This window comes from Pseudomonas sp. GP01-A4, assembly GCF_058780865.1.
The window spans coordinates 167782-180517 of the sequence record NZ_JBYSWF010000003.1 but is presented as its reverse complement, the minus strand read 5'-3'; the positions used below and the strand labels follow the sequence as shown (position 1 = coordinate 180517).

At 62.7% G+C, this 12736-nt stretch carries 12 protein-coding genes; 10 read left to right on the top strand and 2 right to left on the bottom strand.

Annotated elements, in window-relative coordinates:
- Positions 1-9: 9 nt before the first annotated feature.
- The 8 genes from AC3WKX_RS03920 (at position 10) to AC3WKX_RS03885 (ending at position 8888) form a co-directional block, all read left to right on the top strand.
- Complete coding sequence (locus AC3WKX_RS03920; RefSeq protein WP_003218429.1) at positions 10-912, top strand: AraC family transcriptional regulator; 903 nt, start codon at positions 10-12, stop codon at positions 910-912.
- Between the two features lie 133 nt (positions 913-1045).
- On the top strand, positions 1046-3274 hold the full coding sequence (locus AC3WKX_RS03915; protein ID WP_102604987.1) for a TonB-dependent siderophore receptor: 2229 nt from the start codon (positions 1046-1048) through the stop codon (positions 3272-3274).
- Positions 3275-3300: 26 nt separating this feature from the next.
- Complete coding sequence (locus AC3WKX_RS03910) at positions 3301-4131, top strand: PepSY-associated TM helix domain-containing protein (RefSeq protein ID WP_008436204.1); 831 nt, start codon at positions 3301-3303, stop codon at positions 4129-4131.
- Positions 4128-5243 carry an ABC transporter substrate-binding protein gene (locus AC3WKX_RS03905; RefSeq protein ID WP_102604988.1) on the top strand — a complete coding sequence of 372 codons (1116 nt, stop codon included), beginning with the start codon at positions 4128-4130 and terminating at the stop codon, positions 5241-5243. Before AC3WKX_RS03910 ends, AC3WKX_RS03905 begins: the two co-directional genes overlap by 4 nt.
- A complete protein-coding gene (locus tag AC3WKX_RS03900; RefSeq protein ID WP_102604989.1) occupies positions 5240-6307 on the top strand; it encodes a FecCD family ABC transporter permease in 1068 nt (355 codons plus the stop codon). The genes AC3WKX_RS03905 and AC3WKX_RS03900 overlap by 4 nt, the downstream gene beginning before the upstream one ends.
- A gap of 26 nt (positions 6308-6333) precedes the next feature.
- Positions 6334-7113: an ABC transporter ATP-binding protein gene (locus AC3WKX_RS03895; protein WP_102604990.1), complete on the top strand. Its 780-nt coding sequence runs from the start codon at positions 6334-6336 to the stop codon at positions 7111-7113.
- 3 nt (positions 7114-7116) lie between these two features.
- Positions 7117-8337 carry an MFS transporter gene (locus AC3WKX_RS03890; protein WP_003218442.1) on the top strand — a complete coding sequence of 407 codons (1221 nt, stop codon included), beginning with the start codon at positions 7117-7119 and terminating at the stop codon, positions 8335-8337.
- Positions 8338-8444: 107 nt separating this feature from the next.
- Complete coding sequence (locus AC3WKX_RS03885; RefSeq protein WP_008436193.1) at positions 8445-8888, top strand: hypothetical protein; 444 nt, start codon at positions 8445-8447, stop codon at positions 8886-8888.
- Between the two features lie 18 nt (positions 8889-8906).
- Here AC3WKX_RS03885 and pssA read toward each other — a convergent pair whose 3' ends face one another.
- Positions 8907-10250: a CDP-diacylglycerol--serine O-phosphatidyltransferase gene (pssA, locus tag AC3WKX_RS03880; RefSeq protein WP_102604991.1), complete on the bottom strand. Its 1344-nt coding sequence runs from the start codon at positions 10248-10250 to the stop codon at positions 8907-8909.
- A gap of 125 nt (positions 10251-10375) precedes the next feature.
- Here pssA and AC3WKX_RS03875 point away from each other — a divergent pair, with 125 nt between their 5' ends.
- A complete protein-coding gene (locus AC3WKX_RS03875) occupies positions 10376-10927 on the top strand; it encodes a TetR/AcrR family transcriptional regulator (RefSeq protein ID WP_102604992.1) in 552 nt (183 codons plus the stop codon).
- Positions 10928-10959: 32 nt separating this feature from the next.
- On the top strand, positions 10960-11439 hold the full coding sequence (locus AC3WKX_RS03870) for a nuclear transport factor 2 family protein (RefSeq protein ID WP_102604993.1): 480 nt from the start codon (positions 10960-10962) through the stop codon (positions 11437-11439).
- A 126-nt stretch (positions 11440-11565) separates the two neighbouring features.
- On the opposite strand, the gene AC3WKX_RS03865 is transcribed toward AC3WKX_RS03870, so the two are convergent.
- Positions 11566-12726 carry a PQQ-dependent sugar dehydrogenase gene (locus AC3WKX_RS03865; RefSeq protein ID WP_008436189.1) on the bottom strand — a complete coding sequence of 387 codons (1161 nt, stop codon included), beginning with the start codon at positions 12724-12726 and terminating at the stop codon, positions 11566-11568.
- Between the last annotated feature and the right edge of the window lie 10 nt (positions 12727-12736).

Below are 12736 nucleotides of genomic sequence, written 5' to 3'. Positions count from 1 at the left end.
GAGTCCGCCATGCTCAGCCCACACGCTGCGCCGCTACCGACCCAAAGGGATTTCACCCTCAATTTTCCCAACACTTTGAACACGGGTGCCGCCACCGTCGTGCCGGAAATCACCCTGTCCGCCGGGACTGTGTTGATGGACAGCCAGATGTGGATGCAAGAGCCGCTGTGGCAAGGTTTGAAGATCATCCTGGTGCTCAGCGGCCAGCTCAATTGCCGGGTCGAAGGCCAGCAGGAAGTGGAGATTCGCGGGCCGACCCTGTGCGCCGTGGCCAACCAGGGTGAACATTGTGGCGATCACCTGTTCGCCAGTGGTGTGCCGGTGCGCTACACCACCGTGCAGCTGGATTTCCCGTCGATCCGCAGCGTCGGCCTTGAGCCTGAGCGCCTGCTGGATAAACGCGGCGGCGGGCCGATGATGTTCTGCCAGCCCGCGAGCAAACCGTTGCTCGCCCTTGCCCAACAGATTTTCACCTGCCCGTTGCAGGGCCCTGCCCGCTCCTTCTATCTGGGCGGCAAGGCCCTGGAGCTGACAGCGCTGGGGGTGGAGGGAATTCTCGCGCAAACCGAGTCGCGCCCGGTGCAGGACGCCCATTGCAACTCAGCGGACATCGAACGCATTCATGCCGCCCGCGACCTGTTGCTCGGTTCGTTGCAGGCTTCGCCGTCATTGGCCGAGCTGTCTCGCGCAGTCGGCCTCAACCCGCGCAAATTGACCGCGGGCTTTCGTCAGGTATTCGGCACCAGTGTCTATGTGTACTTGCAGGAACAGCGCCTGGCCGAAGCCTATCGCCTGCTCGCCAGCGGTGAGACCAATGTGTCCAGCGCCGCGTACCGCGTGGGTTACAGCCCGGCGCATTTCTCCACGGCGTTTCGCAAGCGTTTCGGGGTTTCGCCCAAGGCGTTGCGCTGACGGGTTGTGAAAGTTCCGCCCTGCCCCGCAAACGAAAGAAATGATCGCTCGACCCAAAGCAATAGCCCTGCGTCACAACGCCTGGATGAGATACGTTTGCATTCGCATTGAACACCTCATCATGGAGTGAAGCATGGGCACCCGCGTTCTGTACCGAGACACCCCAGGTTTGCCAATCGATACCGCAGTCCCGCACTTGAAAACCAGTCGCAAGCCCTTGGCAACCCTGATCCATGGCGTTGCCCTGGGCCTGTCGCTGACCCAGATGAACCTTGTGCAGGCCGCCGAGGCGGACACCGATCACGCCCTGGTGCTCGACAGCAGCGTGGTCACCGGGACCCAAGCCGACAGCCCCACCGGACAACAGGCCGGCTACGTGGCCAAGCGCAGCCTCAGCGGGACCAAGACCGACACCGCGCTCAATGAAATCCCCCAGTCGATCTCCGTAGTGACCCGCGACCAGATGGACGCGCAGCAAGTGCAATCGGTGAGCGAAGCGTTGCGCTACACGGCCGGCGTGCAGGCCAACACTACCGCCGCCAGCCAGCGCTTCGACAACCTCTCGATTCGCGGCTTCGACGTGACCAGCACCGGCATGTTGCGCGACGGCTTACGTGGCACCACCACCCAGGCCTGGCCAAAAGCCGAAGCCTATGGCCTGGAACGCATCGACGTGCTCAAGGGCCCGGCCTCGGTGTTGTTCGGCCAGAACGCACCGGGCGGTGTGGTCAACCAGATCAGCAAGCGGCCACTGGACCAGTCGTTCCATGAAGTGCAGCTCCAGGGCGGCAGTTTCGACCGCGCCCAGGGCCAGTTCGACTTCAGCGGGCCACTGGATGACCAGAGGCAATTCCTCTATCGGCTGGTGGGCCTGGAGCGCAGCAGCGGCACCCAGTTCGATCACATCAAGGACGACAAAACCTTCATCGCGCCGTCGTTTACCTGGCGGCCGAACGACGACACCAGCCTGACCGTACTGGCCGATTACTCGGAGGATGAATTCGGCGCGCCCCGGGTGTTCCTGCCGACGGTGGGCACGCTCAAGCCGAACCCGAATGGCAAGGTCAAACACAACGTCTTTCTCGACGAACCCGGCCTGGACAACGGCCGCACGCAATACTCGCTGGGCTACCTGTTGGAGCACCGGATCAACGATGTGTGGAGCCTGAATTCCAGCGCACGTTATGGCCACGTCAACCTGCTGACCAACACCGCCAGCGGCATGTCCCTGGCGCCGGACCTGCGCACCTTGAACCGGTCGGCCTACCGCTTCCGCATCGTCGGCGACGTGTACTCCCTGGACAACAATGCCCAGGCCCGCTGGAACCTTGGCGAGGTGCAGATGGTGTCGCTGCTGGGGGTCGATTACCGGCGCACCCGTGAAGACTATTACCTCAACGGCGGCGCGGCATCGTCGATCGACATCTACAACCCGGTGCACGGGGGTGTGTTCGCGCCGAACACCCCGTTCGCCAGCACCTTGCAGCGCGCCGACCAGACCGGGCTCTACGCCCAGCAGCAGATGACGTTCAACGACCGTTGGGTACTGACCGTCGGCGGTCGCCAGGATCATTCGAGTGCGCGCACCGACAACCGCCTGACCGACACCGGGCAGAAGCAGGACGACAACAAGTTCACCTACCGTGCAGGCCTCGTTTACCTGGCCGACAACGGCCTGTCGCCGTACATCAGCTACGCCACCTCGTTCGACCCGGTGCTCGGCACTGATTTCTACGGCACCAGCTTCAAACCGAGCACCGCCAAGCAGTCGGAAGTCGGCATCAAGTACCAGCCGCCCGGGATCGACAGCTACATCACCCTGTCGCTGTTCGACCTGACCCAGCAGAACGTCAAGACCACCGACCCGAGCAACCCGCTGAACAGCGTGCAGACCGGTGAGGTCAACGTGCGCGGCGTGGAGCTGGAAGGCAAGGCCAGCCTCGCCAAGGGCCTGGACCTGCTGGCAACCCTGACCTACAACGACGCCGAAGTCAGCAAGAGCAACAACCCGCTGGAAAAAGGCAACCGCCCCACCGACACCCCGGAAAAAATGGCGTCGTTGTGGGCTGACTACACCCTGCCCTTTGGCCCGCTCACCGGGCTCGGATTTGGCGTCGGCGTACGCTATATCGGTTCCACCGAGGCCGATGCTGCCAACACTGTGAGCGTGCCCTCCTACACCTTGCTCGACGCGGCGGTGCACTACGATTTCGACAAGCTGATCCCGACGGCCAAGGGCCTACGCCTGGCGGTGAATGCCACCAACCTGACCGACAAGCACTATTACGAAGGCTGCTCCCTCTCCAGCTGCAGTGCCGGGTATGACCGCAGTGTCATCGCCAGCCTGCGCTATCGCTGGTAACTGCCATGCGTGGGTGGTGGCTTCGTGTGCATCGATGGCTGGCGCTGAGCGTCGGCCTGCTGCTGGCGCTGATTGGCTTGAGCGGTGCGCTGCTGGAACTCAAGGGGCCGATCCTGCGCTGGGAGGTCGGCAGCCAGGCCTTGGACCTGGCTCCGGTTGAACACGGCGCACTGCTGGATGACGCGCAGTGGATCAGCGCGGCACTGGGTGCCTACCCGCAATTTCAGAAAGTCTTTGGCGCCGCAAAACCGCGCCAGGGTTTCCTGGAATCGGACAACGCGATCGTCTTCGGAGCCCTGGAGGATCGGCCCGGCATCGGCATTGCGATGATCGATCCCTACAGTGCCGAGCCACGGGCATTTTTTGTGTTCGATGACCTGTGGCTGGCGAAGCTGGTGGCGCTGCACCGGGCACTGCTGTTGCCGCCGCCCATTGGCGCCGTCGCCCTGTTTGCCTGTGGCCTGGTGCTGCTGGGCTCGGTGGGCAGCGGCCTGTACCTGTGGTGGCCGGGGCGGCGCAGCTGGTGGAAAGCCGCCAGCTTGCGCCCGGGCAGCCAGGGCCTGCGCCGCCTGCGGGAATGGCACAACGTCGCAGCCGCCTGGCTGTGCCTGCCGTTGGCGGTGATTGCCGGCAGCGGCGCCTGGCTGGCCCGGCCCGACTGGTTCTTCGCCAACCCCGCCGCGATCAAACCGCTGTTCTCCGCCGCCCACGGCCACCTGTTGCTCGGGTTGCCCGGCGCGGCCCTGGCCTTTCTTTGCGGCCTGGCATTGCCGCTGCTCTATCTCACCGGGCTGTTGTTGTGGTGGCGCAAACGCGTCCGCCACGTGCGCCCAACTGTTCAAGGAAATTGTTCATGAAACACCCTCTGTTGTTGCAACGCGGCCTGCTGCTCGGTCTTGGCCTGTTAATGAGCGGCCTGGCCTGCGCCCACACCGTCACCGACCTGGCGGGGCGCAAGGTCGACGTACCGGACAAGGTCTCGCATATCCTGCTGGGTGAAGGCCGGATGATCTACTCGCTGTCGCTCCTTGAAGGCAAGAACCCGTTTACCCGCATCGCCGGCTGGCAAGGGGATTTTCGCGGCCTGGACGTGCAGGGTTACGCCGCGTTCCAGAAGCACTTTCCCGAAGCCGACAACGTACCGTTGGTAGGCGGCACCTCCGCCGAAACCTTCAGTGTGGAAAAGGCCCTGGCGGTACACCCGGACCTGGCGATCATGGCCTTGAGCGGCGGCCATGGCCCGAGCCCCGACAGCGAGGCGGTCAAGCAGCTGGAAGCGGCCGGCGTGGCGGTGATTTTCGTCGACTTCAGCGACCATCCGCTGAGCAACACGGTGCCGAGCATGCGCCTGCTGGGCAAGGCTCTGGACCGTAATCAACAAGCCGAGGACTACATCGCGTTTTACCAGGCCTCGCTGGCCAAGGTCACCGATACCCTGGCCAAGGCCGGGACGGTAAAACGGCCGAAGATCTTCATCGACATGCTCGCCGGCCTGCAGGATTGCTGTGGTTCGCCGGGCACCGGCAACTTCGGGGAAATGATCAAGCTCGCGGGTGGCCGGAACATCGCCGACGGGCTCATTCCCGGCCCGATCGGCACATTGAACGTCGAATACATTCTGTCCAGCGATCCGGATGTGTACGTCGCCACCGGCGTATTCGGCCACGGCCAGGGCGGTGTGACCCTCGGCTATTCGGCCACGCCGCAGCAGGCCAACGACAGCCTCAAGCAAGTGTCCCAGCGCGCGCCGCTGAATGAACTGCGGGCGGTACGTGAAGGCAACGTGCATGGCCTCTGGCATATTTTCTATGACTCGCCGGAACACTTGATCGCAGTGCAGGCCCTGGCCAAGTGGCTGCATCCTGAGTTGTTCGCCGACCTGGATCCGGAACAGACCCGAGCCGAATTGTACCGGCGCTTTATGCCAATTCCGGCCAGCGGCGTATTCACCACGAGCCTTGTGCCGTGACGCAGGTGCAAGCCTGTGCGAGCGCCGATGGCGCAGGTGAGCGCTATCGCCACCGCCATGGACGACGGGTATTGCTGTTGTCGGCGTTGGCGTTGGCATTGGTGGTTTCCCTGGCGGTGGACATCACCACCGGGCCTTCCGGCATGAGCCTGACGCGCCTGTTGCAAGTGCTGTGGGACCCGGCTTCGATGCCGCGGGTGGAGGCGGTGATCGTATGGAATGTGCGCCTGCCTTACGCGTTGATGGCGGTACTGGTGGGCGCGGCACTGGCCCTGGCCGGCGCCGAAATGCAGACGGTGCTGGATAACCCGCTGGCCAGCCCGTTCACCCTCGGCGTTTCCGCCGCCGCCGCCTTCGGTGCAGCCCTGGCCATTGTGCTCGGGATGGGCATTCCTGGCGTGCCGGCGCAGTACCTGATTTCGGCCAACGCCTTTCTGTTCGCACTGGCATCGGTGGCATTGCTGTATCTGTTGGCACGCTGGCGTGGGTTTGGTGTGGAGAGCCTGGTGCTGTTCGGGATTGCCCTGGTGTTTGCGTTCAATGCGCTGGTGGCACTGCTGCAGTTTGTGGCGAGCCAGGACAGCCTTCAGCAACTGGTGTTCTGGACCCTGGGCAGCCTGGCCCGGGCGTCCTGGGAAAAGCTCGCGATCCTCGCTGCGGCGTTGCTGCTGTGCCTGCCGTTTTCCCTGCGTCAGAGTTGGGCGTTGACTGCCCTGACCCTGGGCGAGGAACGCGCCCGCAGTTTCGGGATTGATGTCGGCCGCCTGCGGGTGCTGTCGTTGCTGCGCATCAGCCTGCTGTCGGCGCTGGCGGTTTCGTTTGTCGGCACTATCGGTTTTATCGGGCTGATTGCTCCGCATATCGCGCGGCTGTTGGTGGGTGAAGATCACCGCTTGTTCCTGCCAGCGAGCGTGCTCAGCGGTGCCTTGATCCTGTCGATGGCGTCGATTGCCAGCAAGGCATTGATGCCCGGCGTGTTGATTCCGGTGGGGATTGTCACCGCACTGGTGGGAATTCCGTTTTTCATGGCGATTGTGATGCGTAACCGCCGAGGTGCTCTGTGACCGGATTAAGCACACAAGCATTGAGCATGCACTACGGCAGTCGCAGCGTGCTGCAGGACATTCATCTGCCGGCGTTGCTGCCCGGCACCATCACCGCGCTGATCGGCCCCAACGCTGCCGGCAAGTCGACCTTGTTGCGTGGCATCGCCGGACTGCACAAGGCGCACGGCCAGATCTGGCTGGAGGGTGTCGATCTCAATCGCCTGCCGCAAGTCGAGCGCGCGCAACAAGTGGTGTACCTGCCTCAGAGCCTGCCGGAGCGTACGCGCCTGTGCGCCTTCGAAGCGGTACTGAGTGCGGCCATGGCCGGCCATCGCGGCGCGGGTTTTGCGCCTGGGCGGCCGAGCCCGACGGTGCTCAAGGGCGTGGAAAAAATCCTCGCCGACCTCGACCTGACCGCCCTCGCCGACCGCCCGATCGATGCACTTTCCGGTGGCCAGCGCCAACTGGTGGGCCTGGCCCAGGCCCTGGTGCGCCAGCCTCGGGTGTTGCTGCTGGACGAACCCACCAGCGCCCTGGACCTGTATCACCAGTGCCAGGTGGTGGAAGCCATCACCCAGGCCACCCGCGAACACAACCTGATCACCCTGGTGGTGGTGCACGACATCAACCTCGCCCTGGGCTTCAGTGATCAGGTGGTGGTGTTGCACAACGGTCAGTTGGCCGCTGCCGGGCCACCGCAAGTGGTGATCAATCAGGCGTTGCTGAAAAACGTCTATGGTGTGAGTGGCCGCCTGGAACAGGTGCATGGCCGCCCGCTGGTGATGGTGGATGCACGACTGCCCTTTTCTCCTGCCCTTGGATAACCGATGAACAGCTCCCAAGACGCTGCACTCGCGACTTTGCACACTGACCGCCCATTCAACCTGAGGCCGCTGCTGTTGGCCAACATGGCCTGCACCATGGCGATGATGGCATTTGTCTCGCTGATTGGCCCGATCGCTCGGGTGCTTGGCCTGGCCACCTGGCAGGCAGGTGCGGCGGTCACCGTGTCCGGGGTGATCTGGATGCTTCTGGCTCGTCCATGGGGCCAGGCCAGTGACCGACTGGGCCGGCGCCGTGTGCTGCTGCTGGGCACCGGTGGTTTCACCCTGGCCTACTGGGCGCTGTGCGTGTTTATCGATGCGTCCCTGCAACTGCTGCCATCGGCCATGTTGGCGTTTATCGGGCTGATTCTGGGTCGTGGCCTGATCGGCGTGTTCTACGCTGCGATACCGGTGGGCGGCTATGCGCTGGTGGCCGACAACATTGAGCCTGAGCACCGCGCCAAGGCCATGGCTTCCCTGGGCGCCGCCAACGCCTGCGGCCTGGTGCTGGGCCCGGCGATTGCTGCGCTGTTGGCGCGTCACAGCCTGAGCCTGCCGTTTTATGCGATGGCGGTGTTACCGCTGTTGGGATTCTTGTTGCTGCTGGCCAAATTGCCGCGCCAGGAGCTGCACCTCAAGCAGCCGCCCAAGCCGGTCAACCTCTCGGACCCACGCCTGCGTCGACCGTTGGTGGTGGCGTTTGTCGCGATGCTGTGTGTGTCGATCGCGCAGATAACCGTGGGTTTTTTCGCGTTGGATCGCTTGAAGATGAACCCGGCCGATGCGGCACAAACTGCCGGTATCGCCCTGACCATGGTCGGGCTGGCGTTGATCTGTTCGCAACTGGTAGTGCGCAAACTGGAGTGGCCGCCGCTGCGGATGATTCGCATCGGTGCGGTGGTGTCAGCCCTGGGATTTGCCGGCAGCATGTTCGCTGATACGGCCTGGATCCTGTGGCTGTGCTTTTTTGTGTCCGCGGCCGGCATGGGCTGGATCTTCCCGTCTTTCGCGGCGCTGGCGGCGAATGCGGTGGATGCGTCGGAGCAAGGCGCCACGGCAGGTTCGGTGGGTGCGGCCCAAGGCCTGGGCGTGGTGGTCGGGCCGTTGGCCGGGACCTTGATCTACGCGATCGAACCTCGCCTGCCCTACTTGGTGGCGGCGGCGCTGCTGCTATTGATCGCGTGCTGGCCGGCGGCACGGCAACCAGGTAACACCCCAGGTTGAGCTACCTGTTATTTCTGACAGTAGACGTCCATCCCTGAAAAGCCTCTGATAAAGCGCGTGGCCACAGCATTAGCTGAGGCCACCTACCTTTTCTGGAGACAAGCACCATGAGCGACGACCTGAATGACTTGACGACATTTACTGACAGAAATTGGAATGGCTGGCACCCGGACCGCCCAGACACCGCAAAGCTTGAGCCACGGACGCCTGGGAACGATCACGAGTTCTACCTCACCAATGCATCCGATGCGGTTCATGAGATGGGTATCTCCAAGTCCTACTCATTCATAAAGGGCACTGAATACACAGTGATCTTTGAATACCGGACCCTATCGGAAACGGACATCATCGTGTTGGCGGGAGGCTTGGAGCAAGCATACGGGCCACATCCACCGTCTCCCGGCTGGACGCGCCTGACTGTCCCTCTTCCGTACGTGAAAGAGGACGGAGGCACTCACCCAATCTCAATCAGACTCTGGTCAAGAAGTGCAGGCAGCGAACCCCATCGCTACGACTTGGACAACATTCTTGTCAGGTCGATTCCGGATTAACCTGCAAGGTCACGGGCCCTACAAAATCCGATACAGCAAACGCTCGATCCGCACCCGGCTGACCCGGCGCAAGAACTTGCCGACGGCCGCCGGGTACTCCACCAGGGTTTCCAGCTGCTGGTAGCGTTCAATACGCGAGGTGTGCTGGAAAATCTCGGCAAGCTCGGTGCGCCGTGGCCCTACCCACTCACCCTTGGGATCATCGATCAGCAAGGCGTTTTCCAGGTCGAGGCGAAACGCTCGTGGGTTGATGTTGTTGCCGGTCAGCAAGGTGTAGCGCTGGTCGACCCACATGCCCTTGAGGTGGTAGGTGTTGTCGCCGTCGCGCCACAGGTGCAGGTTCAGCTGGCCGCTGTCGATCATGCGCTGGTGGCGCTTGGCGAAGCGACGCAGGCTGATTTCGTAGAGATACGGCAGCGCGGCGATGACCTTGAACGGCTCGCTCGGCGGGATGTAGAAATCGTTGGCGGTCTTGTCGCCGACAATGATGTCGATCTTCACCCCGCGCGCCAGGGCGCGGTTGATTTCCCGGGTCACTGGCAGCGGCAGGTTGAAGTACGGCGTGCAGATGGTCAGCTGATGCTGGGCGCTGGCAATCAGCTCGCAGATCACCCTGCTCAGGGGGTTGTTCTTGCACACGCCCAACAACGGACTGACCGTCAGGTTGCCGTTGGGCAACTGCCCCGCCGAGGTGTCATACACCGCGTGTTTCAGGCGGCTGCGCAGGTCGCCGATGTCGTTGCGCAGGCTGCGGGTGGTCGGCGGGTTGGGCAGGTCCAGGCGATGCACCGCCTTGGCGGCCACCAGGCCGTGCTCCACCAGGTGCTGCATCGAGTCGGCCAGCGCCTTGTTGTGGATCAGGTGATAACGGTCGTAGCGGTATTTGTCGAACTTGTGCAGGTACACGTTATTCAGGCTGGCGCCGCTGTACAGCACGCTGTCATCGATCACAAAGCCCTTGAGGTGCAGCACGCCGAACAGTTCGCGGGTTTGCACCGGCACGCCGTACACCGGCACTTCGGTGCTGTGGGACTGGGTCATGGCCTGGTACCAGGCGCTGTTGCCCGGTTGCTTGCCGGCACCGATCAAACCGCGCTGGGCCCGTAGCGAGTCGACCACCACCACGATATCCAGACCGGGCCGGGCGGCCTTGGCAGCGTGCAACGCGTCGTAGATCTCTTGCCCCGCCTCATCCTGCTGCAGGTACAACGCTACGATGTAGATGCGCTGGGTGGCCTGGGAAATTTTCTCCAGCAGGCAACGGCGGTACTCGGCGGCGCCGGACAGCACCTCGATCGCGTCGGGCGTGAGGGGAAAACCGCGCAGCTTGGGCAACAGGGAGCGTTTGAATAACGACGGCATAGGGCTCGCAATGGGTCGAATCCGAAGGACTCCAGAGCTTACACCATGGGCTGGCTCAGGTCTTCCCGCCCAGGGTTAAAAATAATTAATTGACCAAGGAGAACGATCGTTCTACTGTAATCTCCATGAACGATATCACTCGCGACATTATCCTCGACGTCACCGAAAAGTTGATCTACCGAAATGGCATCGCTGCCACCGGCATGGATCTTCTGGTGAAAACCGCCGGCGTCTCCAGAAAGAGCGTCTACCGCTACTTCGCCAACAAGGACGAACTGGTGATTGCCGCCCTGCAACGCCGCGACGAGCGCTGGATGCAGTGGCTGCGCAACGAAGTTGAACACCACTCCACCACGGGCGAGCGCCTGCTGGGTGTGTTCAGCGCGTTGAAAACCTGGTTCGGCTCCGATGACTTTCGCGGCTGCGCCTTCATCAACACCAGCGGCGAGACCGGCGACCCGCACAACCCGGTGCGCCAACTGGCCAAGGCCCATAAACAGAAACTGTTCGAGTACGCCCTCGAACTGTGTCAAGCACATGGCACCCCCGACCCGGAACGCCAGGCCGCGCACCTGCTGATCCTGATTGATGGCGCCATTACCGTTGCCCTGGTGATGGGCGACACCACCGCTGCCGATAATGCGCAATCCATCGCGCGAACCCTATTGCAACTTTGACCTGACCTTTAAACCTGTGAAGGAGCCGTCCCATGTCATCCACTGCTGAAATACGCCCGCCGTTGCCGCCGTTTACCCGTGAGTCGGCGATTGAGAAAGTTCGCCTGGCCGAAGACGGCTGGAACTCCCGGGACCCGCAACGGGTGTCCCTGGCCTATACCCTGGATACCCAATGGCGCAACCGTGCCGAGTTCGCCCACAACCGCGAAGAGGCCAAGGCCTTCCTGACCCGCAAATGGGCCAGAGAGCTGGATTATCGGTTGATCAAGGAGTTGTGGGCGTTTACCGGCAACCGCATTGCGGTGCGCTATGCCTATGAATGGCATGACGACTCCGGCAACTGGTTCCGCTCCTACGGCAACGAGAACTGGGAGTTTGACGAGAACGGCTTGATGGCGAACCGGTTTGCCTGCATCAACGACATGCCGATCAAGGAAAGCGAGCGCAAGTTCCACTGGCCGCTGGGGCGGCGTCCGGATGAGCATCCGGGGTTGTCGGAGCTTGGGTTGTAGGCTCGACGCTACACAACTGTGGGAGCGGGCTTGCTCGCGAAGGCAATGGCTCAGCCAACATCTCCAGCGACTGACCCACCGCTTTCGCGAGCAAGCCCGCTCCCACATTGGTATTTGCCGTATCCGTCAGTCCTGGTTAAGGCCCACCCGATACAACACGCCGTTATCTTCATCCGTGAGCACATACAGGTAACCATCCGGGCCCTGGCGCACATCGCGGATCCGCGCTTTCAGGCCACCCAGCAGTCGCTCTTCGTGGATGACCTTGTCACCGTCGAACTGCAAGCGAATCAACTCCTGGCTGACTAATGCCCCGATAAACACGTTGTGCTGCCAGGCCTTGAACCGGTCGGCGTCGTAGAACGCCATGCCACTCACGCCGGGGGATTTCTCCCAGACATGGTGCGGCGGCACTGTGCCTTCGGCGGTCTTGCCCTTAGCCTCGGGAATCGGCGTCAGGGAATAGTTGATGCCATGGGTTGCCAGGGGCCAGCCGTAGTTTTTCCCTCGTTCAATGATATTGATCTCATCCCCGCCACGCGGGCCATGTTCGTTTTCCCAGAGTGTGCCGCTCCACGGGTTCAGTGCCGCACCCTGGGGGTTACGCTGGCCGTAGGACCAGATTTCCGGCCTCACGCCTTCCTGGCCGACAAAGGGGTTGTCTTCCGGTATACGACCATCCGGGAAGATCCGCACCACTTTGCCTTGCAGCTTGTCGAGGTCCTGGGCGGTGGGGCGGTCGTTGTTTTCCCCGAGGGTCACGAACAGGTAACCATCGCGGTCAAACACCAGCCGCGAGCCGAAGTGGTTGCCCGTGGACAGCTTGGGCTCCTGACGCAGGATCACCTTGAAGTCTTGCAGGCCGCTCAGGTCATCGCTCAAGCGCCCACGCCCGACTGCGGTGCCTGCAGTGCCATTCGTGCCGCCGCCCTCGGCGTAGGACAGGTACACCAGGCGGTCCTCCTTGAAGTCCGGTGACAGCACCACGTCCAGCAGGCCGCCCTGCCCTTTGGCAAACACCTTCGGCACGCCACTCAGGGGCGCGGACAGTTTGCCGTCCGGGCTGACAAACCGCAGGTTGCCGGGACGTTCGGTGACCAGGAAGCCTTGCTTGTCCGGCAGGAACGCCACCGCCCACGGGTGATCGAGGCCCTTGGCAATCGGGGTGACGGTGATACTCCCTTGCTCGCTGGGAAACTGTTGGGTGGCGGCCGCCGAGACAGGCAGCGCCAGGGGCAGCAAGGCAGCGGCGCAGAAGGTCGCTAGAAGGGTTTTGCGTAACAGCATACGGTGGGTT

Bases quoted from the DNA above. Each gene is read 5' to 3' on its own strand.
- AC3WKX_RS03920 (WP_003218429.1), top strand. From the start codon at position 10: ATGCTCAGCCCACACGCTGCGCCGCTACCGACCCAAAGGGATTTCACC.
- AC3WKX_RS03915 (WP_102604987.1), top strand. From the start codon at position 1,046: ATGGGCACCCGCGTTCTGTACCGAGACACCCCAGGTTTGCCAATCGAT.
- AC3WKX_RS03905 (WP_102604988.1), top strand. From the start codon at position 4,128: ATGAAACACCCTCTGTTGTTGCAACGCGGCCTGCTGCTCGGTCTTGGC.
- AC3WKX_RS03895 (WP_102604990.1), top strand. From the start codon at position 6,334: ATGCACTACGGCAGTCGCAGCGTGCTGCAGGACATTCATCTGCCGGCG.
- AC3WKX_RS03890 (WP_003218442.1), top strand. From the start codon at position 7,117: ATGAACAGCTCCCAAGACGCTGCACTCGCGACTTTGCACACTGACCGC.
- AC3WKX_RS03885 (WP_008436193.1), top strand. From the start codon at position 8,445: ATGAGCGACGACCTGAATGACTTGACGACATTTACTGACAGAAATTGG.
- pssA (WP_102604991.1), bottom strand. From the start codon at position 10,250: ATGCCGTCGTTATTCAAACGCTCCCTGTTGCCCAAGCTGCGCGGTTTT.
- AC3WKX_RS03875 (WP_102604992.1), top strand. From the start codon at position 10,376: ATGAACGATATCACTCGCGACATTATCCTCGACGTCACCGAAAAGTTG.
- AC3WKX_RS03870 (WP_102604993.1), top strand. From the start codon at position 10,960: ATGTCATCCACTGCTGAAATACGCCCGCCGTTGCCGCCGTTTACCCGT.
- AC3WKX_RS03865 (WP_008436189.1), bottom strand. From the start codon at position 12,726: ATGCTGTTACGCAAAACCCTTCTAGCGACCTTCTGCGCCGCTGCCTTG.